The organism is Microbacterium sp. NPDC089186, assembly GCF_040685115.1.
GTDB classification, from domain to species: Bacteria; Actinomycetota; Actinomycetes; order Actinomycetales; family Microbacteriaceae; genus Microbacterium; species Microbacterium galbum.
This window is the reverse complement of record NZ_JBFBHJ010000004.1, coordinates 422,022-446,959: the sequence shown is the minus strand read 5'-3', so window position 1 is coordinate 446,959 and position 24,938 is coordinate 422,022. Positions and strand designations below refer to the sequence as shown.

The window sequence follows — 24,938 nt, the reverse complement described above, 5'->3', positions numbered from 1 at the left end:
CGTGACCGCACTTCTGGAGCGCGACCGCACCGCGACGACCGTCCCGGTGGCCGTCGCGGCACGCGACGTAGACTGGCGCGCGATGAACGACACCGCAGACGCCGGCCCGCTCGAGGTGGAGCCCCGCGCACAGTTCGAGGAGCAGGCTCTGCCCTTCATGGATCAGCTGTACGCCGCGGCCATGCGCATGACGCGCAACCCCGCCGACGCAGCCGACCTCGTGCAGGAGACCTTCGTGAAGGCCTTCGGCTCGTGGGCCAGCTTCACGCAGGGCACCAACCTCAAGGCGTGGCTCTACCGCATCCTGACGAACACGTACATCAACACGTATCGCAAGAAGCAGCGCGAGCCCTACCAGAGCGCGATCGACGACCTGGAGGACTGGCAGCTCGGCGGGGCCGAGTCGACCACCGCCAGCAGCGCCCGCTCGGCCGAGGCCGAAGCGATCGACCACATGCCGGCATCCGTCGTCAAAGACGCCCTGCAGTCGATCCCCGAGGACTTCCGGATGGCGGTGTACCTCGCCGACGTCGAGGGCTTCGCCTACCAGGAGATCGCCGACATCATGAAAACCCCGATCGGCACGGTCATGAGCCGTCTGCACCGCGGACGACGCCTTCTGCGTGACCTGCTGTCGGACTACGCCAAGGAGCGCGGCATCCAGGCCGCGACGGGAGAGACGAAATGAGCGACTGCGGCTGCGACAAGGCGCGACGTGACCTCGAGGAGTACCTGCGCAACGAGGTCTGCAAGACCGAGGCGCAGGACATCCGCGAGCACCTGCAGAACTGTCCCGGATGCCAGGACGAGGCGCACATCGCCCGGACGCTGACCGAGGTGGTGGCGCGGGCCTGCAAGGAGACCGCTCCCGAGGAGCTCCGCGACCAGGTGCTCTCGCGACTGCGCGCGATCCAGTCGACCCACTGACCGCTTCTCGCACGCACGCGGCGCGTGTCGGAGGCGGTCCCTAGGCTGGGGTCATGGCATCCATCGACACGCTGACGCTGCCCCTCGACGAGACCTCCGCCGCCGAGGTGGCGGCCGTCGGTCTGGAATACGCCCGGGTCGACGCCGACGGCGGGGGTTTCCGCCCCTTCCAGCGCGCGGTGGCCCGAGGGTTCCTCGGCGGGGAGTCGACCGACGACGAGGCCGCGAACTCCCGCAAGACGCTCCGCACGCGCCGACTGACCGGGGTGTTCGACCGCTCGGGCAGTGAGCCCGAGGTCCCCGTCGGCACGATCGACTCGTGGGCGTCGACGTTGACCACCTCGCCCGGTCGCGCCGTCGATCTGTGGTCGATCAGTGCGGTGACCGTGGCACCCACGCATCGCCGGCGCGGGATCGCCCGCGCGATGATCGGCGGCGAGCTGCGGACGGCGGCCGCGGCCGGCTTCGCGCTCGCCGGGCTGACGGTCACCGAGGCGACCATCTACGGTCGGTGGGGATTCTCGCCCGCCGCGTGGGCCTCCGACGTCGTCGTCGACGCGCGGCGTGCCCGATGGACGGGGCCCACGGCGCCGGGGCGGCTCGACTTCATCCCGCGCGACGGCATCGCGGAGCGGCTGCACACGATCCACGAGCGCGTCCGCGTCCAACGGCCGGGTTCCGTCCCGGGGTGGGACGGGCGGTGGCGCGGGATGGCCGGGGTGGCGCCCGGCGACAAGGAGGCCGACAAGGTCCGGGCCGTCGTCTACCGCGACGTCGACGGCGCCGAGCGGGGCATCCTCGTCTACACCCTCGAAGAGACCGACGACTACTCCGCGCACGACCTGTCGGTACGGGCGCTCTTCGCCGACGGCGACGACGCCTACGCCGCGTTGTGGCGGTTCGCGATCGAGCACGATCTCGTCGGCAAGGTCAAGGCGTGGCTGCAGGCCCCCGCGCCGCCGGTGCAGTGGATGGTGTCCGATCGCCGCGCGGTGACGGCGACGCTCACCGACCACCACTGGTTGCGCGTGCTCGATGTGCCGGGTGCCCTGACGTCGCGGGTCTACGCGGCGCCGCTCGAGGTGGTCGCGCGGGTCGACGACCCGCTCGGCTTCGCCGACGGGGTCTGGGCCGTGCGCATCGATGAGGCGGGGGAGGCGGCCGTCGAGGCGGTGGCCGCGGGGTCATCGGTCGACGTCGACCTCTCGGTCGGCGCCCTCGGCTCCCTGCTGCTGGGCGGGGTCCGGGCCACCGAGCTGGCGTCCGCCGGGCTCGTCCGGGGTGAAGCCCGGACGCTCGCCGCGCTCGACGCCGCGTTCGCTCCCGCGGCGACCCCGCTGCTGGACATCTGGTACTGACGCTCGTTCATAGGATCCCGCCGTACGATTCCGCCGATGTCCGAAGCCCCTCCCTCCCCGCCCGTCACGCGCGCATCGGCGCGGCTCGACGCGCTGCGGGCGATCCTCCGCCGATACGCGCGCGAGAACCCCGTCGCCCTCATCGCGAGCGTGCTCATCGTGGCGTCGGCGGCGGCGACGGGCACCCTGTGGGGCGAGGATGCCTCCGCGTGGGGCGCGGGACCGCTCGCCACCGTCGCGAGCGGCCGCTGGTGGACCCTGCTGACCGCTCTCGCCATCCCCGATTCCACGGTGGATGCCGTGTCGTCGCTGCTGCTCGCCCTCACCGTGCTCGCGTACGCCGAGCGTCTGCTCGGTTCCCGGCGCACGGGGGTGCTGCTCGTGGTGCTGGGCGTCGCCGGACTGGCGGTCGGCATCGGTCTGCACGCGGCGGCCTGGACGTTGACCGACCTGCGCCCGGTGGTGGCCGCCGAGGTCCCGGTGCTCGATCCCACGACGCCCATCGCGGGCGTCGTGATGGCGGCGTCGGCGCTCGCGCCCACGCTGTGGCGCCGTCGTCTGCGGCTGGTGGGCTTCGCCCTGCTGGCCCTCTTCGCCCTCTACGCGGGCGATGCCGACTCCTGGTACCGCCTGACCGCCGCCGTCATCGGCCTGGGGGTGGGGTCGGTCCTCTCCCGCGGTCGCGAGCGCCGCTCGTGGCACCGCAGCTCCACGCGCGAGACGCGGACGCTGCTCGCGCTGTTGGTCGCCGTGGTCGGCAGCGGTCCGATCGTCGCGCTCGTCAGCGGTGGCGGTCGCGGGCCGCTGTCGCTCGTGGTCGACGCCTACACGCAATACGACGACGAGTTGCTCAGCCGGTGCGGCTCGGTGGCGCAGTCGGTGTGCGACGAACAGGTCGCGCTGCTCATGACCCGTGGCGCGGGGCCCGCGCTGTTGGCGATCACGCCGCTCGTTCTGCTGCTGGTCGCTGCGTGGGGCCTGCGTCAGGGACGCCGCTCCGCGTGGATCGTCGCATTGTTCGTGCTGACCGCATCGGCGGTCCTCCCGGTCGTCTCGCTGCTCGACGGTCGACTGCGCATCGACCCCTGGGTCGACGGCAGCGGGGCGGAGTACGTGCTGTGGGCCGTGGCATCCATCCTCATCCCGCTCGCCCTCGCCGCAGCCCTCGTGGTGGCCAGGGCGCGCTTCACCCTGCGGGCCACGCACACCGCGGCGCGAACGGTCGCCGCCGTGATCGGACTCGCGTTCCTCGCGTGCGCGGCGACGCTCTTCATCGTCGAGGCCGTCGGACGTCGCAGCTTCGACCGCGAGTTGACGGTGCTCGACCTTCTCGGTCTGACGTTGCGCCGATTCTTCCCTCCCGCGTTCACCAACCCCGGCGGGGGGACGGCGTTCCCGCACCACGGTCCGGCGTTGTTCGCCTATCAATGGATCGGCGTGCTGTTCTGGGCGATCGTGGTGGCGGCCATCCTGTGGCTGTACCGCCGCGTGCGACGACCCGACGCCGGCGGCGAGGCCCACTATCGCGACCTGCTGCGCCGCGGCAGCGACACCCTCGGGTTCCTCGGCACCTGGGAGGGCAACCGTCACTGGTACTCGGATGACGGCGAGTGCGCCGTGGCGTACCGCCTGGCGGGCGACGTGGCCCTGGCCGTCGCGGATCCGCTGGTTCCGGCGGGGCGGAGGCCCGAGGCGTTGACCGGATTCTCCGACTACTGCGTGGAGCACGGGTGGACACCCGCGTTCTACAGCGTGCACTCCGAGACGCTCGACGACCTGGTCGAGCTGGGCTGGCGACACGTGCCCGTGGGCGTCGAGACCGTGATGGACCTGCCCGGGCTCAGCTTCGCGGGCAAGACGTGGCAGAAGGTGCGCCAACCGCTCACCCGCGCCGAGCGCGAGGGCTACACCGCCGTGTGGTCGCGGTGGCACGAGCTCTCCGTCGCGCAGGCGTCGCAGGTCGTGGCGATCGACGAGGAGTGGGTCGCCGACCGCGCTCTTCCCGAGATGGGGTTCACCCTCGGTTCCCTCGACGAGTTGCGCGACCGCGACGTGCGTCTGCTGCTGGCCGTCGGCCCCGACGAGCGCATCGAGGCGGTCACCAGTTGGATGCCGAGCTGGACCGACGGCGAGATCACCGGGTGGACGCTCGACTTCATGCGTCGGCGCACGGACGGTCCCAACGGGATGATGGAGTTCCTCATCGCCAAGGCGGCGCTGGAGCTGCAGGCGGAGGGCGCGGTGGTGCTCAGCCTGTCGGGCGCACCGCTGGCTGATGATCCCGACGAGCCCGTCGACGGCGACCCCGCTCCGCTGCGGTCGCTGCTGCGCTGGCTCGCGGAGGTGCTCGAGCCGGCGTACGGGTTCGCCTCCCTGTTCCGCTTCAAGGGCAAGTTCCGCCCGCGCTACCGCTCGCTGGCTCTGGCCTACCGCGATCCGCTGCAGCTTCCCGCGATCGGGGCGGCCGTCGGCCGCGCGTACCTGCCCGACGCCTCTCGCCGTGAGATGGTCGCCTTGGCGAGGACCGCGTGGGAGGGGCGCCGATGAACAGATTCGTCCTGTCGTTCGAGTTGATCGACTCGCCGTTGCTCCCGATCGCGGCGGTGATCGCGGGTCTCGGCGTCGTGGCCGTGCTGCTGTGGCGACGGCGACGTCTCGTGCTGACCGGCGTCGTGGCCGGCGCCGCGGCGATCGTGATGTTCGTCGTGGCGAAGATCCTCGAGGCGATGGACACCTTCCAAGGACCGCTGCCGTCGGGCGCGATCTGGTGGGCGACGGGAGCGGCGGCGGCGGTCGCCGTCGGCGTCGTCGGACTCCTCCGCCGACCCTGGCCGCGGCGGCTCATCGGCGCGGTCACGGTCATCGCCGCGCTGCTGGCGGGGGCCCTCGGCGTCAACGCGTCGTACGGCGTCACGCACAATCTCGCCGCGATCCTGGGCGTGCAGGCACTCGACCCGGCATCCCTGCCGCAGCGCGGCGACACCGCCGGCGATCCGTCGACGCTCTACCAGACGTGGGAGCCGCCGGCCGGGATGCCGACGAAGGGATCCGTGAGCGCGCTGACCGGCAGCAGCAAGATCCCGACCGGACAGTACGCGGCGCGGGATGCCTCGCTCTATCTGCCGCCCGCCGCCCAGGTCGCGAACCCACCCGCGCTGCCGCTGTTGGTCTTCATGATGGGGCAACCCGGCTCGCCCGATCCGACCGCCCTGGCGAAGGCGCTCGACGCCTTCGCCGCGGCGAACAAGGGCCTCGCGCCCATCGCGATCGTCGTCGATCAGCTCACCGCGCCCGACGACGATCCCGCCTGCGTGGACTCGGCGAAGTTCGGCGCCGTGTCGACGTACATCAACGAGCTCGTGCCGAAATGGGCCGAACAGAATCTCAACGTCATCACGGATCATCGGTACTGGACGATCGGCGGCTTCTCCAACGGCGGTTCGTGCGCGGCGCTCTACGGCACCAAGTACCCCGACACCTGGGGGCAGCTGCTGGACGTCATGGGCAACGAGTTCCCCGGGTCGGAGCACGTGGCGCAGACCGTCGCGGACGTCTACGGCGGCGATGCCGCCGCCTTCCAGGCGAACAAGCCCTCGGTCATCATGGCCGCGGCGCCGGCCGGCACGTACTCCGGTCACCTGGCCGTGTTCACCTGGGGCAGTGCGGATACGACCTACGGCCCCGGACAGCAGAACAATGCCGACGCGGCCACCGCCGCAGGCTTCACGGTGCTGACGCACATCGTCGAGGGCGCGGGCCACACCGGCGAAGCGCTCGATGGGAGCCTGGCGTACGCCATCCCGGCCATGGCGCCGACCCTCGGGCTCGCGGCCCCGGCATCCTGACAGGCGGGGCGACGGGAGCGGTTCCGTGCCCGCCCGCGATGGGCGGTGCCGGCATCCTGGCGTCCGTCCGGCAGCTCCCGTTTCCACGATCGGCGTTGCGGCGATGTTCCTCAGGGTCGACGTCGCCGCATGCGCGCCGTACGAGATCGTTCCTGCGCTCCGGGGAGGACGAGGAAGGGGCCCGGCCGACTTCCGTCGTCCGGGCCCCTTCTCGGCGGGAGGTCAGCGCGAGAGCGCGTCCTTCATGATCGCGGCGTGCTCGCTGGCGTGCACCTTGGGCGAGCCGGTCGCCGTCGATGCCGCCGAGGCGCGCGAGATGCGACGAACGGGGCGGTCGAGCTGGTCGGCCACCTCGAGCGCGATGAACGGCCACGCGCCCTGGTTCTCGGGCTCGTCCTGGACCCAGACCAGCTCGGCGTTCGGGTACTGCGCGACCACACGCGTCAGCTCCTCGATCGGTGCCGGGTAGTACTGCTCGAGACGCACCAGGGCGATCTCCGGGTTCGGGTTCTTGTCGAGTTCCGCGCGCAGGTCCCAGTGGATCTTGCCGGCGTGCAGGAGCACACGCTTCACGGCGCCGCGGTCGATGCCGCGGTCGTCGTCGAGCACGGGCTCGAACCGGCCCTCGAGGAAGTCCTCGACCGGGCTGGTCGCCCCGCGCAGACGCAGCATCGCCTTGGGCGTGAACACCACGAGCGGGCGACGCGGACGCTGATAAGCCTGGCGGCGCAGCAGGTGGAAGTACGACGCCGGGGTGGAGGGACGCGCGACGATCATGTTGTCCTGCGCGCACATCTGCAGGTACCGCTCGATGCGGGCCGAGGAGTGGTCGGGGCCCTGTCCCTCGTAGCCGTGGGGGAGCAGCAGCACGACGCTCGACTGCTGCGCCCACTTCTGGTCGGCCGACGAGATGAACTCGTCGATGACCGACTGCGCGCCGTTGGCGAAGTCGCCGAACTGCGCTTCCCACAGCACCAGTGCGTCGGAGCGCTCGACCGAGTAGCCGTACTCGAACGCCATGGCGGCGTACTCGCTCAGAAGCGAGTCGTAGACCCAGAAGCGCCCCTGGTTCTCGCTGAGGTTGGCGAGCGGCAGCCATTCCTGGCCGTTGTCGCGATCGTGCAGCACCGAGTGACGCTGCACGAACGTGCCGCGGCGCGAGTCCTGACCGGCGAGACGCACCGGGGTGCCCTCCATCAGCACGGAGCCGAAGGCGAGCAGCTCGCCGAAGGCCCAGTCGATGTTGCCGTTGCGGCTCATGTCGAGGCGCTTGTCGAGCAGCTGCTGGAGCTTCGTGTGCACGGTGAAGCCGTCGGGCTTGTTCACGAAGGCGTCGCCGATGTGCTGCACGACCTCACGCGAGACGCCGGTGGTCTCGGGCGCGCCGACGGCGGGCTCGGAGGCCGCGTCGGTGGTGACGACCGGGTTGGTCCCGGTCTCGGCCTCGTGCGTGTCCGCGAAAGCGACCTCGAGACGGCTCTGGAAGTCCTGCTTCGCCTGCTCGTACTCGTCTTCGGTGATGTCACCGCGGCCGACGAGCGACTCGGTGTACAGACGGCGCACCGAGCGCTTGGCCTCGATGAGGTTCGTCATCAGCGGCTGCGTCATCGAGGGGTCGTCGCCCTCGTTGTGACCGCGTCGGCGGTAGCAGACGAGGTCGATGACGATGTCGCGGTGGAACTCCTCGCGGTACAGGAACGCCAGTTCCGCGGCGCGCACGACGGCCTCGGGGTCGTCGCCGTTGACGTGCAGGATCGGGGCCTGGATGGTCTTGGCGACGTCGGTGGCGTACACGGAGGTGCGCGCATCGGTGGGCGTGGTGGTGAAGCCGACCTGGTTGTTGACCACGACGTGGATCGTGCCGCCCGTGCGGTAGCCGCGCAGCTGCGACATCTGCAGCGTCTCGACCACGACGCCCTGACCCGCGAACGCGGCGTCGCCGTGCACGAGGATGGGCAGCCACGAGAAGGTGCCGATGGGCTTGCGGTCCTGCTTGGCGCGCACGATGCCCTCGAGCACGCCGTCGACGGTCTCGAGGTGGGAGGGGTTGGCCGCCAGGTACACGGGGAGCTCGTCGCCGGCGTCGCCGACGAAGGTGCCCTCGGTGCCGAGGTGGTACTTCACGTCGCCCGAGCCGCGCTTGCTGCCCACGGCCACCGCGCCCTCGAACTCGCGGAACACATGACCGTAGGTCTTGCCCGCGATGTTGGTGAGAACGTTGAGGCGACCGCGGTGCGCCATGCCGATGGCGGCGCCGTCGAGACCGGCCGAGGCGGCGCCCTGCAGGATCTGGTCGAGCAGGGGGATGAGCGACTCGCCGCCCTCGAGGCTGAAGCGCTTCTGGCCGACGTACTTCGTCTGCAGGAAGGTCTCGAAGGCCTCGGCCTGGTTGAGCTTGGAGAGGATGCGCAGCTGCTCGTCGTGCCCGGGCTTGGTGTACTTGACCTCGATGTTGCGCTGGAACCACTGGCGCTGCGCCGGGTCCTGGATGTGCATGTACTCCACGCCCATGGTGCGGCAGTAGGAGTCGCGCAGCACGCCGAGGATGTCGCGCAGCTTCGCGACCCGCTTGTTGCCGAGGCCGCCGGTGACGAACTCGCGGTCGAGGTCCCAGAAGGTCAGCCCGTGCGACTCGATCTCGAGGTCGGGGTGGGTGCGCTGGACGTACTCGAGCGGGTCGATGTCGGCCATGAGGTGGCCGCGCACGCGGTAGGAGTTGATGAGCTCCTGCACGCGGGCGCTCTTGTCGATGCGCTCGGAGATGTCGACGCTGATGTCGGCGGCCCAGTGGATGGGCGCGTACGGGATGCGCAGGGCGGCGAAGATGTCGTCGTAGAAGCCGCGCTGGCCGATCAGCAGCTCGTGCACCTTCTTGAGGAACTCGCCCGAGCCCGCACCCTGGATGACACGGTGGTCGTAGGTGCTGGTGAGGGTGATCGTCTTGCCGATCGCCAGCTCGTTGAGCGTCTTCTCGCTCGCGCCCTGGAACTCCGCGGGGTAGTCGAGGGCGCCGGCGCCGATGATCGCGCCCTGTCCGCGCATGAGGCGCGGGACCGAGTGGACCGTGCCGATACCGCCGGGGTTGGTCAGCGAGACCGTGGTGCCCTGGAAGTCGGCCGGGGTCAGCTTGTTGCCGCGGGCGCGGCGCACGAGGTCTTCGTAGGACGCGAGGAACTCCCCGAACGTCAGGGTGTCGGCGCGCTTGATGCTCGGCACCAGGAGCGCGCGGGATCCGTCGGGCTTGGGCATGTCGATGGCGATGCCCAGGTTGACGTGCGCGGGTGCCACGACGGACGGCTTGCCGTCGATCTCGGCGTAGTAGACGTTCTGGCTCGGGAACTCCTTGAGCGCCTGGATGAGCGCCCAGCCGATGAGGTGCGTGAAGCTGACCTTGCCGCCGCGCGTGCGGGACATGTGGTTGTTGATGACGATGCGGTTGTCGATCATCAGCTTCGCGGGGATGGTGCGCACGCTCGTCGCGGTGGGGACCGTGAGCGAGTCGTCCATGTTGGATGCCAGCGCCTTCGGCATCCCCTTCAGCACCGTCACGCGGTCTTCCTCGGTGCTCTCGGAGCCCGCCGAGGGAACGGCGTTCGGGGCCTGCGCCGGGATCGGCTGCGGCTTGGCCGGCTTGGCCGTGGTGCGGGCGACGGGCGCCTGTCCCACCACGGGGATCGGCGCCGTCACCGGCTTGGGCTCGGACGCCGGCGCCGAAGTCGGCGCGGCGGGCGGGGGAGCGGCGGCCGAGGATCCGTCGACGACCGGGTGGTACGCCTCCAGGATCGGCCACCAGGCCTTGTCTACGGAGTGCTTGTCGACTTTGAACTGTTCGTAGAGTTCGTCTACGAGCCACTCGTTCGCGCCGAACTCGCCCTCGCTCGAAGTACCGACGCCCGTCACCTGGCTCGACACAGTCGATCGCCTGCTTTCCTCGATGAAGATTCCTGTGGATGCGCCGACGTCGCCGTCGAAGACGCCGAGCGTCCAACGCACCTGCCAGCCTAGCCGAGGTTGGAAGAACGACCTCGGCCTGGATGAGGCCTTTACTTTCGGATCGTGTGATGGAGTGGATGCCATGGAGTTCTCCGGCGCGCAGCCCGATGTCGACCTGACGTACTCGGACGTCTTCCTCGTCCCCCGCCATTCGGAGGTGCGCAGCCGCCTCGACGTCGACCTGGCCCCGGGTGACGGCAGCGGCGCGACGATCCCCCTCGTGTCGGCCAACATGAACTCCGTGACGGGAACGCGCCTCGCCGCGACCCTGGCGCGTCGCGGCGGTCTGGGCGTGCTCCCGCAGGACCTCGCGCTGCCGCAGCTGGTCGAGGCGGTCGAGTGGGTCAAGGCGCAGCCCGTCGCCTGGGACGCGCCCCTCGTGCTGCCTCCGACCGCGACCGTCGCCGATGCGCGTCTCGTGCTGCCCCCGGTGCCCGGCCGGGGCATCGTCGTCGCCGACGCGCGCGAGGACGGTGTCGTCGACGTCGCCGCCTTCCGCGGGATCGTCCCGGCCCCGCGTCTGGCGACGGCGCTCCCGGATGCCACGCTCGGCGACATCGCCCGCAGCGACGCACCGGTGGTCGAGGTCGAGCGCATCGGCGACCCGCGCGAGGTCTTCGCGCTGATCGAGCACGCCGGCGTCGACATCGTCCCCGTCGTGGACGGCGATCGGGTCGTCGGCACGCTGTCGGGTCGCAGCGCCCTCCGCGACTCGGTCTACCGTCCCGCGGTGGACGCCGGCGGTCGCCTGATCGTCGCGGCCGCCGTCGGCGTCAACGGCGACGTCGCGTCGAAAGCCCGGGCGCTGGCCGCCGCGGGCGTCGACGTGCTCGTGGTCGACACCGCGCACGGCCACCAGGCGCAGATGCTCCGCGCGTTGCGCGAGGTCGCGGCGCTGGAGCTCGGCATCCCCATCGCCGCGGGCAACGTCGTGACCGCCGAGGGCGTGCGCGACCTGACCGACGCCGGGGCCACCATCCTCAAGGTCGGCGTCGGCCCCGGGGCGATGTGCACGACCCGCATGATGACCGCGGTCGGCCGCCCGCAGTTCTCCGCCGTGCTCGAGACCGCGGAGGCGGCCCGCAGCGCGGGCGCGCACGTGTGGGCCGACGGCGGCGTGCGCTACCCCCGTGACGTGGCCCTCGCGCTGGCCGCGGGTGCGGCGTCGGTCATGATCGGGTCGTGGTTCGCCGGCACGATCGAAGCCCCGGGACTTCTTCGCACCGACGACGCGGGCCTGCTCTACAAGGAGTCGTGGGGCATGGCCTCCACCAAGGCGGTGCAGGGGCGCTTCGGTCGTCTCGACCCGTTCGAACGGGCGCGCAAGGAGCTGTTCGCCGAGGGCATCTCGTCGTCGCGCATCTACCTCGACCCGCAGCGGCCGGGCCTGGAGGACCTCCTCGACATGATCACCTCCGGCGTGCGCTCCTCCTTCACCTACGCGGGCGCGGCCACGGTCGCCCAGTTCCACGAGCGCGCCCGGGTGGGCCTGCAGTCGGCCGCCGGCTACGAGGAGGGCAAGGCGCTCCCGGTCAGCTGGTGAGCGCCCGCTCGAGGGCGACCTCGGCCTCGAGCGTGATCCAGGCGCCGACCTGGACCGACAGATCGAGATCGTCGCCGCCCGCGCGCGCGGGCCGTCGGGGGTCGGCGGGGAACGACCCGCCCCGACGGCCGTCCCACAACGCCGCCGCGTTGCGGTGCACGAGCCGGCGGGCGACGTCCGCGACCGGCCGGTGGGCCTCGCTCGAGGCGTCGTCGGCGAACCAGAGCGCGGCCTCGGCGAGATAACGGGCCAGGATGCCGGCGAACAGGCCGCCGTCGCCACCCCCGGCCGCGGGGAAGAGGTCGTCATCGGGAGCGCACCACCGGGCGACGGCACGCACGAGGGAGGCCGCCCGGGCCTCGTGCGCCTCCCGGGCGTCGGCGTCGGGCGCCGCCTCGGCGAGGGCGAGGGCGCTTCCGATCGCGACGCCCTGGTTGTACGTCCACAGGTCGGGGCGGACGACGCCGTGCTCGACCCCGTCGCGCACGAGCCCCGTCGCGGGGTCGTCGAGGGTCGCCGCGACCCACGCGTCGAGATCGACGGCCGACCCGCGATGCGCGGACGACGCCAGCGCGATCGCCGCGGGACCGTTCGCGGGGGCGTTGTACAGCGCGCTGTCGACGGCCCAGGGCAGGGCGCCCACCGCCGGGTCGATCGCCTCGTCGAGCCGCCGGGTGAGGCGGTCGAGGCGCCGATCGTGCGCGTCGTAGCGCTGCAGGGCGAGCGTCATCCACGCCACATCGTCGTAGAACGGCGTCGTCCAGCGACCGAGCGTGCGCACGGTGACGCCGCGGTGGAGCGCCCGCAGCAGGCGCGCCCGGCGCGGATCGGGGCGGTGCTCCTGCGCGTCGCGGAGGACGTGGAGCAGATGCGCGTGCCACCAGTAGTGCCAGGTGCGCGCGCCGTCCACGCCCGGCGTTACGGCGTGCGCCCACGCCAGCGGGCCGTAGCGGTGGACGTAGCGGCGGACGACGGCGGACTCGGCCGCCATGGCGCGCGACTGCGCCGGGGAGGTGGCATCCATGTCTCCCATCCTCCCCAGGTCGGCCGTCTCGCGCAGACGGGTACCGTCGGTCTCCCGCTGCCATAGAATCGACGGCACGATGGACGACCCTCCCAGTTGTAGACCCAGGCCCCGACGACCCTCTCCCGCCGAACGCCCGCGCGGGGGTGATGCCTGATGGATTACGTCATGCTGGCCGTGGGGCTCCTGCTCACCGTGGGGACCGGACTCTTCGTCGCGAGCGAGTTCGCCCTCGTCAATCTCGACCGCGCCGACCTCGAGGCCCGTCGCGCGGCCGGGGAGACGCGCCTGTCGCTCACGATCGATGCGTTGCGCATCACCTCGACCCACCTCTCGAGCGCCCAGCTGGGGATCACCCTGACGACGCTGCTCACCGGTTACACGATGGAACCGGCCATCTCCAACCTGCTCCGACCGGCCTTCCAGACGTGGGGTCTGCCCGAGGCGCTCGTCGTCGGGCTCGCCGCGGTCATCGGCGTCGGCTTCGCGACCGTGCTGTCGATGATCCTGGGCGAGCTCGTCCCCAAGAACTTCGCCCTCGCGATCCCGCGGCAGACGGCGAAGCTCGTGATCCCGTTCCAGGTCGCCTTCACCGCGGTGTTCAAGCCCGCGATCCTCGTGCTCAACGGCAGCGCGAACGGCGTGCTGCGCGCGATGGGCGTCGAGCCCAAGGAGGAGCTGTCGGGAGCCCGTTCGGCCGAGGAACTGTCGAGCCTCGTGAAGCGTTCCGCCAGCGCGGGCATGCTCGAGAAGGACACCGCCTCGCTGCTCGACCGCAGCCTCACCTTCGCGCGCCTGAGCGCCGCCGACGTCATGACGCCGCGGCCGAGCGTGCACGCGCTCGCCGCGGGCGACCCCGCCGACGACGTCGTGCAGCTCGCCCGACGTACGGGACACAGCCGATTCCCGGTCTACGGGGAGTCGATGGACGACATCGTCGGGGTCGTGCACCTCAAAGCCGCGATCGGCGTGCCGCGCGACCGCCGCGCCGACGTGCCGGTGGCCGCCCTCGCCACCGAGCCGCTGCGCGTGCCCGAGACCGTGCACCTGGATACGCTCGTGTCCGAGCTGCGCTCGCGCGGCTACCAGATGGCGATCGTCGTCGACGAGTACGGCGGGACGGCGGGGGTCGTGACCCTCGAGGACCTCGTGGAGGAGATCGTCGGCGAGGTGCTCGACGAGCACGACCGCTCCCGCGCCGGCGTCGTGCGATCGGCCGCGTCGGTCACCTTCCCCGGCGACCTGCGGCCCGACGAGGTGCTCGACCGCGCGGGCGTCCGCGTCCCCGAGGGCGAGGTCTACGACACCGTGGGCGGATTCATCATGGCGGCCCTCGAGCGCATCCCCGCGGTCGGCGACACGGTCGACCTCGACGACGGCGTGCTCGCCGTGCAGCGAATGGACGGTCGCCGGGTCGACAGGGTGCAGTTCACGCCGACGCCGGAGGAGCACGACATCGACGATCTCGTCCGAGCGGCGAAGGGCGGTGATCAGCGATGAACGACTGGGCCGGAATCGCCTGGCTGGTCGTGCTCCTCGCGGCCAACGCCTTCTTCGTCGGCGCGGAGTTCGCCGTCATCTCCGCGCGCCGCTCGCAGATCGAGCCGCACGCCGACCGCGGGTCGCGCGCGGCCAAGACCGCGCTGTACGCCATGGAGCACGCCACCATGATGCTGGCGACGTGCCAGCTCGGCATCACGATCTGCTCGCTGTTGATCCTGAACGTGTCGGAGCCCGCGATCCACCACCTGCTGGCGGGTCCGCTGGGGCTCACCGGACTTCCCGAGGCCGCGGTCGACGTGGCCGGGTTCGTGGTCGCGCTGCTGCTGGTGTCGTACTTGCACGTGGTGTTCGGCGAGATGGTCCCGAAGAACCTGGCGTTCTCGCTGCCCGACCGCGCGGTGCTCATGCTCGCCCCGCCGCTGGTGGCGGTGTCGAAGGCGTTCCACCCGATCATCGTGGCCTTGAACTGGACGGCCAATCACGTGCTGCGTCTGTTCCGCGTGGAGCCGAAGGACGAGGCCGCCTCGACCTACACGCTGGATGAGGTCGCCACGATCGTGACGCAGTCGCGTCGCGAGGGGGTGCTCGACGACGCCGCCGGAACGGTGACCGCGGTGGTCGAGTTCACCGAGAAGAAGGCAGCCGACATCGCGGTGCCGATGGCCGATCTGGTGACCCTTCCCGAGACGACGACCCCCGCCGAGATCGAACGGGCCGTCGCGCAGCACGGGTACTCCCGGTATGTGATCGTCGACGCGTCCGGCATCCCCACCGGTTACGTGCATCTGAAGGACGTACTGCGCGCGGCGGAGGGGTCGGATGCCGACATGTCACGGCCGATCCCGAACAAGCGCGTGCACCACATGGTGTCGGTGCTGGAGACCACCGACCTCGAGGACGCCCTGGCGCTCATGCGCCGCTCGGGGCGCCACCTCGCCCAGGTGCGCGACGAGGCCGGAGACGTGCGGGCGGTCCTCTTCCTCGAGGACGTCATCGAGGAGCTCGTGGGCGAGGTGCAGGACGCCACCGAGCGTCGCCGCTTCGTCTGACCCCATCGGAACACCGGATGCCACGGGCCGCGGCCGCGTGGCATCCGGTGTCCTCGCGTGAGGGCGGGCGGAGTCGACGGCGCACGAAACGCCCGCGATCACGCGCTCCGGCGCATTCGTCGCGCAACGAGGGGGCGGCGTGGCGCGAGATCCCGCGAGCACCCGTCGCGGCGTGTGATCCGGGCGAGAACCGTGACCTGGACCGGGATGCGGCTCAGTACGCGCGCAGGTACTGCGCGGGGGCGGGGGAGTCCGCGCCCAGGGCGGCGGCCGCGCGCAGGGCGTAGTGCGGGTCGCGCAGCCACTCACGGCCCGACATCACGGCGTCGGCGCGTCCGTCGGCGACGACGTTCTCGGCGAGGGCCGGATCGTCGATCATGCCGACCGCGCTGACGAGCAGGCCCGTTTCGCGGCGCACGGTCGCGGCGTACTCGACCTGATAACCGGGCCCGGGCACGATGTGCTGGTGGGGGACGAGCCCACCGCTCGAGACGTCGATGAGATCGGCGCCGGCTGCGGCGACGAGCCGGGACGCGGCCACCGTGTCGTCGACGCTCCAGCCGCCCTCGGCGGCGTCGGTGGCGGAGAAGCGCACGAACACCGCGGCCTCGGGCGCGGCGCGGCGGACGGCCTCGGTCACGCGGACGAGCAGGCGTGCGCGGTTCTCGAACGAGCCGCCGTAGGCGTCGTCGCGGTGGTTGGTGAGGGGCGAGAGGAACTGGTGCAGCAGGTAGCCGTGGGCCGCGTGCAGCTCGAGTACCTGGAATCCCGCCTCGACGGCCCGGCGGGCGGCATCCGCGAAGTCGGTCACCACCTTCTCGACCCCCTCCGCGTCGAGCGCCGCGGGCTCGGCGAAATCGGCGTAGGCCAGGGCGGAGGGGGCGACGGTGCGCCATCCGCCGTCGGCGACAGAGACCGAGCCGCGCGCGCCGGAGAGCGGCGCCGACGTCGACGCCTTGCGACCGGCATGGCCGAGCTGCACGCCCGCGACGGCTCCGCGGGCGCGGAGGGCCGTGACGATGGGCCGCCACGCCTCGGCCTGAGCGTCGGTCCACAGGCCGGCGTCCTGGGGGGAGATTCGCCCCTCGGGGGAGACCGCGGTCGCCTCCGCGATCACCAGCCCCGCCCCGCCCGCGGCGAACTGCGCGAGGTGAACGTGATGCCAGTCGTTCGGGACGCCCTCCACCGCGCTGTACTGGCACATCGGCGAGACCCACAGGCGATTGCGCATCTCGATACCGCGAATGGCCAGGGGAGTGAAGAGGGCGCTCATGGAAGACCTTTGCGTTCTAGGGTGACGCCATGACGGCGAAGGATTGGGACGGACACGATGCCGCCCGCGTACTGCGGAGGCCAACGGCGGACGACGACAAGTATTCCCGCGGAGTCATCGGCGTGCGCACGGGGTCGACCCGCTATCCCGGAGCGGCGGTGCTGGGGGTCGAGGCGGCCTGGCGCACGGGCACCGGGATGGTGCGCTACCTCGGACCGCAGCGCGCGCAGGACCTCGTCCTGCAGCGTCGCCCCGAGACCGTGACCGCCGATGGTCGCGTGCAGGCGTGGCTGATGGGGTCGGGGACGGATGCCGCGGAGCGCGACGCCGCCGAGACCGCGGCGTTGCGCGGCATCCTCCGCGGCGAGGTGCCGGTGGTGGTCGACGCGGGCGCCCTCGACCTGGTGCCGGACGCCACCGCTCCGGTGATCGTGACTCCCCATTCCCGCGAACTCGACCGGCTGCGGGAGGCGCTGGGGCTGCCGCAGGCCGCGACCGACGACCGCGAGCGCGTCGCTCGCGAGACGGCCGACGCCTTCGGCGGGGTGGTGCTGTCGAAGGGCGCCGTCACCGTGGTCGCGGCGGCGGGAGGCTGGACCCGTCGGGTGTCGGCCGGGACGCCGTGGCTCGCGACCGCGGGCACCGGCGATGTGCTGGGGGGAGTGCTGGGCGCCATCACCGCGTCCGCGGTGGCGGCCGGGCGCACCGGCATCGACGACCTCGCGGCGTGCGCGGCGACCGCCGCCTGGGTGCACGGGCGGGCCGGGGCGCTGGCCTCCCTCTCGATCGGCGGCGAGGGCGGTCCGATCACGGCGCTCGACGTCGCCGAGGCCGTGCCGCGGGTCATCTCTGAGCTGCTGCGGGACTCGATCGCATAACGGTTGACCCCCTCCCGCTGCGCGGGCGCAGGAGCGGGGCAGGGGCCGGTGGGGACGCCCGCTTAGGATCGGGGGGTGCTGAGGCGTGTCGTTCCCCTGTTGATCGCGTTCGTCGCCGTGCACGTCGTGGTGGGGGTGCTGGGCTACCAGCAGCCCAACGAACCCATGGGCGACGTGTACCTGGTGTACGAGCCGTGGTCGCGCTGCGCGCTGTTCGGGGGGATCGACGTGACCTCCTGCACCCGCAGCGACACCTGGCAGTGGCCCGGGATCACCGAGAAGTGGATCTACCCGCAGCTCGCCTTCCTCCCGATGACGTTCGCCTGGCTCTTCGCCTGGGCGGTCGGCTACACCCCGGCCTGGGCGATCACCGTCGCCCTCTTCAACCTCATCGCCTTCGTCGTCCTCGTCGGTTCGGGTCGCTCCCGCGGTCGCGTGCTGGCCGCGTGGTTCTGGCTGGCGGCGATCCTGCTCATCGGCCCCGTCGGCATCTACCGCATCGACGGCATCACCGTGCCCTTCGCCATCCTCGGGGGGATCTGGATGCTGCGGCGCCCGTTCCTGGCCTCCGTCCTGCTGTCGGTCTCGGTGTGGATGAAGGTGTGGCCGGCGGCCATCCTCGCCGCGGGTCTCGTCGTGGTGCGCCGCCGCCTGGCCCTCGTCTGGGGCGCGGTGGCGGTGTCGCTGGCGACCATCGTCCCGGTGGTCGCGCTCGGCGGAGCCCCCTTCGTCTTCGGCTTCGTGGGAGACCAGACCTCGCGCGGCATACAGATGGAGGCGCCCGTGGGCGGGCTCTACATGTTCCTCTCGGCGTTCTACGTCCCGGGTAGCGAGGTCTACTACGACGGCGACGTGTTGACCTTCCAGGTGACCGGCCCGGGCGCCGACGCGGTCATCGCCGCCATGACCCCGGTCATGCTGCTGACCATGGTGGGCGTGGCCGCCGTGGGCGTCTGGAAGCTGCGTCACGGCGCCACGTTCCTCACCCTCTTCCCGCCGCTGTCGCTGGCGTTGGTGACGGCCTTCATCGCGCTGAACAAGGTCGGCTCGCCCCAGTACTACGTGTGGCTGTTCGCCCCGGTCGTGCTCGGTCTCATGATCGACCGCCGACGGTGGTTCGGCTTCGCGGGCCTGACCCTGGTCATCGCCGGCCTGACCCAGTGGATGTACCCGCTGCTCTACGACGGGCTGATGGCGACGCACCCGAACCCCTTCCCGGTCGTGGTCCTCGAGGTGCGCAACCTCCTCGCCCTGGTGCTGCTGGTGTGGGCCATCGTGCGCGTCGCGCGCGTCCCCGTCGGTCGCGTCCGGCCGCCCGCCGGCCTGCGGGAGATCGTGACGGGTCGCCGCCCCGTTCCGCCCCGGGTGCCCACGGGACGCTGAGGCACGGGAGACGGCGGAGCGGCCGGCCGGAGCACGCCGGTTCCGCTCGGTCGGGGTGCGCCGTAGTCTCGACGCATGCTCATCGCCTTCTCCGTCGCCCCTTCCGGTGTCGGCACCGCCGCCGCCGAGAACCCCGACGCCTCGGTGCACGACGCCGTGGCCGCAGCGGTCGCCGTGGTGCGCGCGTCCGGTCTGCCGCACCGCACGACCTCGATGTTCACCGAGGTCGAGGGCGAGTGGGACGAGGTGTTCGCGGTCGTCAAAGCGGCGACGGATGCCGTGATGCCCTACGGATCTCGGGTGTCGCTCGTGCTCAAGGCCGATATCCGCCCGGGGCGCACGGGCGAGATCGAGGGCAAGGTCGAGCGGCTCGAACAGGCCCTGGAGCGCCGGGAGGACCGCACGGACTGAGCCGCGGGGCGCCGGTCGCGCCGACGTGGACGGAACGGCGCACGCTCCCGCCCGGTGCGCAGACGCCCGGCGACGGAGGAGCGTCGCGGCCGACGAGATCGCGTCGTCAGACCCCGTCGGCTTCGCCCGGCTCGGGGGACCTGCCTCAGATCGCGGGCGGGTCGGTCCCGATGCGCTTGGTGATGGCGGCGACGTCGGCGTCGATGCGCGCGAGGTCGCCGCGCAGGCGGCTCTCGACGCTGTCGATCGTTGCTTTGAGCCCGGATTCGACGCTGTCGATCTTGGCGGTGAGTCCGGCTTCGACGCTGTCGATCCTGGCGGTGAGCTCGATGCGCGTGACGCGCGACTCGGCGACGGTGTCGTGCCGCAGGGAATCGATGCGCGCCTCGAGGCGGTCGGTGTTCGTGGCGATGACCTTCGTCAGCGAGCCCATGATGAGGTTCGTGCTGAAGGTCATGCCGCCGAGGGCGGCGGCGGCGAAGGTCCCGATCAGCACCCAGACCTGTGGTTCGGTCATCTCAGGCATCCTCTCATTGTGCGGTGAGGGGTTCGACAGTGCCACGGTCGGGGCGGGTGAAATCCCGTCGCCGCCGTAACGGGGGAGAGAGGGGCCGATCCGTCATCCGGGGAGGAAGGGTGGTCGGCACCCGGTGACGTCGGGGACGCGCGATCGACTCTCGAAACGATTCGGCCGGGTCGCGGAACCCGACTAGCATCGTCGAGTGACCTCTTCGACTCCCTCGAGAGGTGCGGCGATGCGGGCGCTCCTTTCTCTCGCCATCGGCAGTTTCGGCATCGGCATGACCGAGTTCGTCGTGATGGGCCTGCTGCCCAACATCGCCCGTGAACTCCTGCCCGGTGCCTGGGCGGCCTCTCCCGACGACGCGATCGCCCAAGCCGGGTGGCTCATCTCGCTGTACGCCCTCGGGGTCGTCGTGGGCGCGCCGACCATCGCGGGGTCCGTGGCCCGGTTCCCTCGTCACCGCGTCATGATCGTTCTGGCGGCGGCGCTGGCGTTCTTCACGCTGCTGACGGTGATCGCCCCGACGTTCGAGCTGGTGGCGGCGTCGCGCTTCCTCGCGGGACTGCCGCACGGCGCCTACTTCGGCATCGGCGCGCTGGTCGCCGCCGATGCCCTCGGACCGGGCAACCGCGCCAAGGGCGTCGCGTTCGTGCTCACCGGACTGACCATCGCCAACGTCGTGGGCGTGCCGCTGGGCACGCTCCTCGGGCAGCAGGTCGGCTGGCGCGCGGCCTTCGCCGTGGTGACCGCGATCTTCGCCCTCGCGGCGGTCTGCATCGCCCTCTTCGTGCCGTCGCACCCGGGCTCGCCCGGGAGACGTCTGCGCGACGAGCTGCGCGTGTTCCGGATCGGTCAGGTCTGGTTCGCGCTCGGCATCGGAGCGGTCGGCTTCGGCGGCTTCTTCGCGATGTACAGCTACATCGCGCCCATGATCACCGATGTCGCCGGCCAGCCGGAGTGGGCGGTCTCCCTCGTGCTCGTCCTCGTGGGCGTGGGGATGACGGTCGGCAACATCGTCGGCGGTGCACTCGCCGACAAAGACCTCCGCTTCTGGTTGTCCGTGGGGCTGATCGCTCTGGGTGCGGCATCCGTGGGTCTGGCGCTCACGGCGACCTGGATCGTCAGCCTCGTCTTCTTCGCCTTCCTCGTCGCCTTCTGCGGCTCCGCGTTGAGCCCGTCGATCCAGACGCGGCTCATGGACGTCGCGGAGGACAACCAGTCCATCGCGGCCGCCCTCAACCACTCCGCGCTGAACATCGGCAACAGCCTCGGCGCGTTCCTCGGCGGTCTCGCGATCGCCGCGGGGCTCGGCCTCGTGGCCCCCGCGTGGGTCGGGGCGCTACTGGCCCTGGGCGGGCTCGCGGTCGCGTTCGTGTCGTACCGCGTCGAGGACCGGTCCGGGCGGCATCCCGCGCATCGGATGCCGGCCGCCGAAGCCGCGCAGACCGCCATCACGGGCTCGATCCCGACGCAGCGCTGAGTCCGGCGGCCCCGGGCGGGGCCGAGTGTCCAAGACACGCCGCAACGGCCGACCCGACGCGGCGTGTCCTGGACGCTCGACGGGGCGTGCGGCGGGGGCGTGCGGCGGGGTGGGGTGGGGCGGATGCCGGGGGCGCGGCATCCGCGGTGCTCAGGTCGCGAACAGGCGGCGCAGGTGCGTCGCCACGGCGGCGGTCTCGATGAGGAAGCCGTCGTGCCCGAAGTCGCTCGAGAGCACGACGGCGGCATCGCCGTCGAGGGTGTTCGGGATGCCGCGGGCGATGCGGTGCTGCCCGTCGATGGGGAACAGGCGGTCGCTGTCGATGCCCAAGACGAGGGTCGTGGCGGTGACGCGGGCGAGGGCGTCTTCGACACCGTCGCGGTCGCGTCCGACGTCGTGCGAGTTCATGGCCTCGACCAGGGTCAGGTAGCTGTTCGCGTCGAAGCGTCGCGTGAACTTGTTGCCGTGGAAGTCGAGGTACGACTCCACCGCGAAGCGCCCGCCGCGCCCGAGCGGGCTGACCCCCGACTGCCAGGAGCGCTGGAAGCGCTGATTCAGCTCGGTCGGGCTCCGGTAGTTCAGCAACGCCATGCGTCGCGCGAGGGCGAGGCCGCGGTGGGGTCCGTCGCCGTCGCCGGCGTCGTAGTACTCGCCGCCCGCGAAGCGCGGATCGACGCGGACGGTGTCGAGCTGCACGGAGTTCAGGGCGATCTGGTCGGCCGTCGTGATCGGCGGGGCCGACAGGATCGCCGAGCGCTCGACGCGGTCGGGGTGGCCCACCGCCCACTCCAGGGCGTGCATGCCGCCCATCGATCCGCCCACGACGGCGAACCACCGGTCGACGCCGAGCGCGTCGGCGAGCGCCGCCTGCGCGGCGACCTGGTCGCGGATGGTGAGGTAGGGGAAGCGCGAGGCCCACTCGTACCCGTCGGGGGCGATGCTGGCCGGACCCGTCGAGCCCTGGCATCCGCCGAGCATGTTGGGGGCGACGACGAACCACCGGTCGGTGTCGATCGCGGCTCCCGGGCCTACGAGGTCGCTCCACCAGCCCGCCGTGGCGTGGCCGGGGCCCGCGGCGCCGCGGACGTGGCTGTCGCCCGTCAGGGCGTGCAGGATCAGGACGGCGTTGTCGCGCGCGGGGGAGAGCTCGCCCCACGTCTCGTAGGCGAGGCGCACGTGCGGCAGCGATTCGCCGTTCTCGGTCGTGAAGGGGCCGAACGAGACGAACCGTCGATCGCCGACCGTGTCTCCGTCGCGCCAGGCGCCCGTCGCCGGGGGCCGACCCAGCAGAGACCGCGCATCGGCCTCCGTCACCGGTGCCGAGGGCACGGTGTCTTCGGAGATCTGCCAGTCCATGGCATCCATTCTCTCCGGTGCGCGCGGACGGGCACGGTCTGTTACGACGACGGATGACGCGGATGCCGCTTGTCCAGCCCCCGTCGGCACCCGGGTGGGGTGGTCATGATCCCGGCATGGCGAACTTCCTTCTCATCGCGGCCTCGAGCGACATCGGCCAGGCGACGGCGACACGACTGAGCGACGCGGGACACCACGTCGTGACCACCGCGCGGGACTCCTCGCGCATCGACCCCGACTTCACCCTCGACGCCACCGACTTCGATGCGGTCGACAAGGTCGTCGCCGAGGCGGGGGAGCTCGACGGAATCGCGGTCTTCGCGGGGTCGATGCTGCTGAAGCCTGCGCATCTGACCTCGCGTGCCCAGTTCGACGAGCTCATCGCGGCCTCGCTCACCACCGCGTTCGCCGCGGTGCGGGCGGCCGGCGCGCACATGCGCGACGGTGGGGCGGTGGTGCTCGTCTCGTCGGCAGCGGCGCTGGCGGGCCTGCCCAACCACGACGGGATCGCCGCGGCCAAGGCCGGCGTGATCGGTCTGACCCTGTCGGCCGCCGCGAGCTACGCCGCGCACGGGCTGCGCGTGAACGCGGTGGCCCCGGGGCTCGTGCAGACGCGGCTGACCGAGAAGCTCACCTCGAGCGACATGTCGCGGAAGGTGTCGGAGGCGATGCACCCGCTCGGTCGCCTCGGCGAGCCCGACGACGTCGCGCGCGCGGTGGAGTTCCTGCTCGCCCCCGAGAACGCCTGGATGACGGGGCAGGTGCTCGGGGTGGACGGCGGCCTCGGCAACCTGCGTCCGCGGCAGAAGATCTGACTCCCGCCGCGCGAGTCGCCGGGATTCGTCGCTTCTCGGCACCCCGAAGCGACGAGTCTCGGCGACTTGCGCGGGTGGGACGCGAACGCCCCGCCCCGGGTCGACCGGGGCGGGGCGTCGCTGCGAGGATCGCTCAGGCGCGGGCGGCCTCCGACAGGCGGCGCGCGGCGGCGAGGGCCTGGTCGAGGTCGGCCTTCAGGTCGGCGATGTTTTCGAGGCCGACCGACAGGCGCACCAGCCCGGGCGTGACCCCGGCGGTCAGCTGCTGCTCGGGGGTGAGCTGCGAGTGCGTCGTGGATGCCGGGTGGATGACGAGGGAGCGCACGTCGCCGATGTTGGCGAGGTGGCTGAACAGGCTCAGCGCGTTGACGAACTCGCGGCCCGCCTCGACGCCGCCCTTGAGCTCGAACGACAGCACCGCGCCGACGCCCTTCGGGGCGTAGTTGTTGGCGGCGGCGTACCAGGGCGAGCTGGGGAGGCCGGAGTAGTTCACGCTCGCGACATCGGGGTGCGACTCGAGCCACTCCGCGATCTCCTGCGCGTTCTGCACGTGACGCTCGACGCGCAGCGAGAGCGTCTCGATGCCCTGGATGAGCTGCCACGCGCTCTGCGGGGCGATGGAGGCGCCGAGGTCGCGCAGCAGCTGCACGCGCGCCTTGATGATGTAGGCCAGGCCGTCGCCGACCGCCTGCGTGTAGACCGCACCGTGGTACGAGGGGTCGGGCGTGGTGAGACCCGGGAAGCGCTCGGAGTGCTCGGACCACGCGAAGGTACCGCCGTCGACGATGACGCCGCCGATCGTGGTGCCGTGACCGCCGAGGAACTTCGTCGCCGAGTGGACGATGATGTCGGCGCCGTGCTCGAAGGGCCGGATGAGGTACGGCGTCGCGATCGTGTTGTCAACGATGAGCGGCACGCCCGCCTCGTGCGCGACGTCGGCGACGGAGCGGATGTCGAGCACGTTGATCTTCGGGTTGCCGATGGTCTCGGCGAAGAAGAGCTTGGTGTTCGGTCGGACCGCCGCGCGCCAGGCCTCGGGGTCGTCCTGGTTCTCGACGAAGGTGGTCTCGATGCCGAGCTTGGCGAGCGTGTACTTGAACAGGTTGTACGTGCCGCCGTAGATGGAGCTCGACGACACGATGTGATCGCCCGCCTGGGCGATGTTGAGCACCGCGAACGTCTCGGCCGCCTGGCCGCTGGCGACGAGGAGGGCGCCGGTGCCACCCTCGAGGCCCGCGACACGCTGCTCGACGACGTCTTGCGTGGGGTTCTGGATGCGCGTGTAGATGTTGCCGAACTCGGCGAGCGCGAAGAGGTTCGCGGCGTGGTCGGCGTTGTCGAAGACGTACGAGGTGGTCTGGTAGATCGGCGTGGCGCGCGCCTTGGTGACCGGGTCGGGCTGAGCGCCCGTGTGGATCTGCTTCGTCTCGAAACGCCAGTTCTCGGGTGCCGACATGGCTGCTCCTCAGGTTCTGGGGGGCCGAGCGGTCGCCCTGGCCTGCTGCGAGCGTAGACACGGGTGAAATCGCGGGCAACCGCGGAGGAAACGCGCCGTCACACGGCGGTCGCGCCGACTC

General features: G+C 71.6%; 19 protein-coding genes. 13 read left to right on the top strand and 6 right to left on the bottom strand.

Features of this window, described 5'->3' with window-relative positions; all coding sequences use genetic code 11:
- Positions 1-82: 82 nt before the first annotated feature.
- The 5 genes from AB0N82_RS16005 to AB0N82_RS15985 are packed head-to-tail and all read left to right on the top strand — an operon-like array spanning position 83 to position 6,130.
- On the top strand, positions 83-688 hold the full coding sequence (locus AB0N82_RS16005) for a sigma-70 family RNA polymerase sigma factor (protein ID WP_298875749.1): 606 nt from the start codon (positions 83-85) through the stop codon (positions 686-688).
- Positions 685-927: a zf-HC2 domain-containing protein gene (locus AB0N82_RS16000; protein ID WP_315993292.1), complete on the top strand. Its 243-nt coding sequence runs from the start codon at positions 685-687 to the stop codon at positions 925-927. Before AB0N82_RS16005 ends, AB0N82_RS16000 begins: the two co-directional genes overlap by 4 nt.
- Before the next feature lie 53 nt (positions 928-980).
- A complete protein-coding gene (locus AB0N82_RS15995) occupies positions 981-2,285 on the top strand; it encodes a GNAT family N-acetyltransferase (RefSeq protein ID WP_363392986.1) in 1,305 nt (434 codons plus the stop codon).
- Between the two features lie 36 nt (positions 2,286-2,321).
- Entirely contained in the window at positions 2,322-4,832 is a 2,511-nt protein-coding gene (locus tag AB0N82_RS15990; RefSeq protein ID WP_363392983.1) for a DUF2156 domain-containing protein, read from the top strand.
- Complete coding sequence (locus AB0N82_RS15985) at positions 4,829-6,130, top strand: esterase (protein ID WP_363392980.1); 1,302 nt, start codon at positions 4,829-4,831, stop codon at positions 6,128-6,130. The genes AB0N82_RS15990 and AB0N82_RS15985 overlap by 4 nt, the downstream gene beginning before the upstream one ends.
- 222 nt (positions 6,131-6,352) lie before the next feature.
- Here AB0N82_RS15985 and AB0N82_RS15980 read toward each other — a convergent pair whose 3' ends face one another.
- A complete protein-coding gene (locus tag AB0N82_RS15980; RefSeq protein ID WP_363393355.1) occupies positions 6,353-10,042 on the bottom strand; it encodes a multifunctional oxoglutarate decarboxylase/oxoglutarate dehydrogenase thiamine pyrophosphate-binding subunit/dihydrolipoyllysine-residue succinyltransferase subunit in 3,690 nt (1,229 codons plus the stop codon).
- Positions 10,043-10,205: 163 nt separating this feature from the next.
- Between AB0N82_RS15980 and AB0N82_RS15975 the strand changes: the two genes are divergently transcribed.
- A complete protein-coding gene (locus AB0N82_RS15975; RefSeq protein ID WP_363392977.1) occupies positions 10,206-11,666 on the top strand; it encodes a GuaB1 family IMP dehydrogenase-related protein in 1,461 nt (486 codons plus the stop codon).
- Here AB0N82_RS15975 and AB0N82_RS15970 read toward each other — a convergent pair.
- Entirely contained in the window at positions 11,656-12,690 is a 1,035-nt protein-coding gene (locus AB0N82_RS15970) for a glycoside hydrolase family 76 protein (RefSeq protein WP_363392974.1), read from the bottom strand. The two genes, AB0N82_RS15975 and AB0N82_RS15970, sit on opposite strands and share 11 nt — an antisense overlap.
- A gap of 156 nt (positions 12,691-12,846) precedes the next feature.
- Between AB0N82_RS15970 and AB0N82_RS15965 the strand changes: the two genes are divergently transcribed.
- The gene (locus tag AB0N82_RS15965) at positions 12,847-14,190 is read left to right on the top strand and encodes a hemolysin family protein (RefSeq protein WP_315993286.1); all 1,344 of its coding nucleotides are present in this window, start codon (positions 12,847-12,849) and stop codon (positions 14,188-14,190) included.
- Entirely contained in the window at positions 14,187-15,242 is a 1,056-nt protein-coding gene (locus tag AB0N82_RS15960; protein ID WP_363392971.1) for a hemolysin family protein, read from the top strand. The genes AB0N82_RS15965 and AB0N82_RS15960 overlap by 4 nt, the downstream gene beginning before the upstream one ends.
- Before the next feature lie 214 nt (positions 15,243-15,456).
- On the opposite strand, the gene AB0N82_RS15955 is transcribed toward AB0N82_RS15960, so the two are convergent.
- Positions 15,457-16,515, bottom strand: a complete 1,059-nt coding sequence (locus AB0N82_RS15955; protein ID WP_363392968.1) for an NADH:flavin oxidoreductase/NADH oxidase — start codon at positions 16,513-16,515, stop codon at positions 15,457-15,459.
- Between the two features lie 29 nt (positions 16,516-16,544).
- Here AB0N82_RS15955 and AB0N82_RS15950 point away from each other — a divergent pair, with 29 nt between their 5' ends.
- The 3 genes from AB0N82_RS15950 (at position 16,545) to AB0N82_RS15940 (ending at position 19,187) form a co-directional block, all read left to right on the top strand.
- Positions 16,545-17,393 (top strand): ADP/ATP-dependent (S)-NAD(P)H-hydrate dehydratase, encoded by an 849-nt coding sequence (locus AB0N82_RS15950; protein WP_363392965.1) that lies wholly within the window; start codon positions 16,545-16,547, stop codon positions 17,391-17,393.
- A gap of 75 nt (positions 17,394-17,468) precedes the next feature.
- Positions 17,469-18,776, top strand: a complete 1,308-nt coding sequence (locus tag AB0N82_RS15945) for a glycosyltransferase family 87 protein (protein WP_363392962.1) — start codon at positions 17,469-17,471, stop codon at positions 18,774-18,776.
- A 75-nt stretch (positions 18,777-18,851) separates the two neighbouring features.
- The gene (locus AB0N82_RS15940) at positions 18,852-19,187 is read left to right on the top strand and encodes a thiamine-binding protein (RefSeq protein ID WP_363392959.1); all 336 of its coding nucleotides are present in this window, start codon (positions 18,852-18,854) and stop codon (positions 19,185-19,187) included.
- A gap of 145 nt (positions 19,188-19,332) precedes the next feature.
- Here AB0N82_RS15940 and AB0N82_RS15935 read toward each other — a convergent pair whose 3' ends face one another.
- The gene (locus tag AB0N82_RS15935; RefSeq protein ID WP_363392956.1) at positions 19,333-19,713 is read right to left on the bottom strand and encodes a hypothetical protein; all 381 of its coding nucleotides are present in this window, start codon (positions 19,711-19,713) and stop codon (positions 19,333-19,335) included.
- 229 nt (positions 19,714-19,942) lie between these two features.
- Here AB0N82_RS15935 and AB0N82_RS15930 point away from each other — a divergent pair, with 229 nt between their 5' ends.
- Positions 19,943-21,190 (top strand): MFS transporter, encoded by a 1,248-nt coding sequence (locus AB0N82_RS15930; RefSeq protein ID WP_363393352.1) that lies wholly within the window; start codon positions 19,943-19,945, stop codon positions 21,188-21,190.
- A 150-nt stretch (positions 21,191-21,340) separates the two neighbouring features.
- On the opposite strand, the gene AB0N82_RS15925 is transcribed toward AB0N82_RS15930, so the two are convergent.
- The gene (locus AB0N82_RS15925) at positions 21,341-22,546 is read right to left on the bottom strand and encodes a homoserine O-acetyltransferase (protein WP_363392953.1); all 1,206 of its coding nucleotides are present in this window, start codon (positions 22,544-22,546) and stop codon (positions 21,341-21,343) included.
- 116 nt (positions 22,547-22,662) lie between these two features.
- On the opposite strand from AB0N82_RS15925, the gene AB0N82_RS15920 reads away from it, so the two are divergent.
- On the top strand, positions 22,663-23,361 hold the full coding sequence (locus AB0N82_RS15920) for an SDR family oxidoreductase (RefSeq protein WP_363392950.1): 699 nt from the start codon (positions 22,663-22,665) through the stop codon (positions 23,359-23,361).
- 133 nt (positions 23,362-23,494) lie between these two features.
- Here the strand turns inward: AB0N82_RS15920 and AB0N82_RS15915 are convergent, their stop codons facing one another.
- Positions 23,495-24,817 carry a bifunctional o-acetylhomoserine/o-acetylserine sulfhydrylase gene (locus AB0N82_RS15915; RefSeq protein ID WP_315993277.1) on the bottom strand — a complete coding sequence of 441 codons (1,323 nt, stop codon included), beginning with the start codon at positions 24,815-24,817 and terminating at the stop codon, positions 23,495-23,497.
- Positions 24,818-24,938 lie beyond the last annotated feature (121 nt).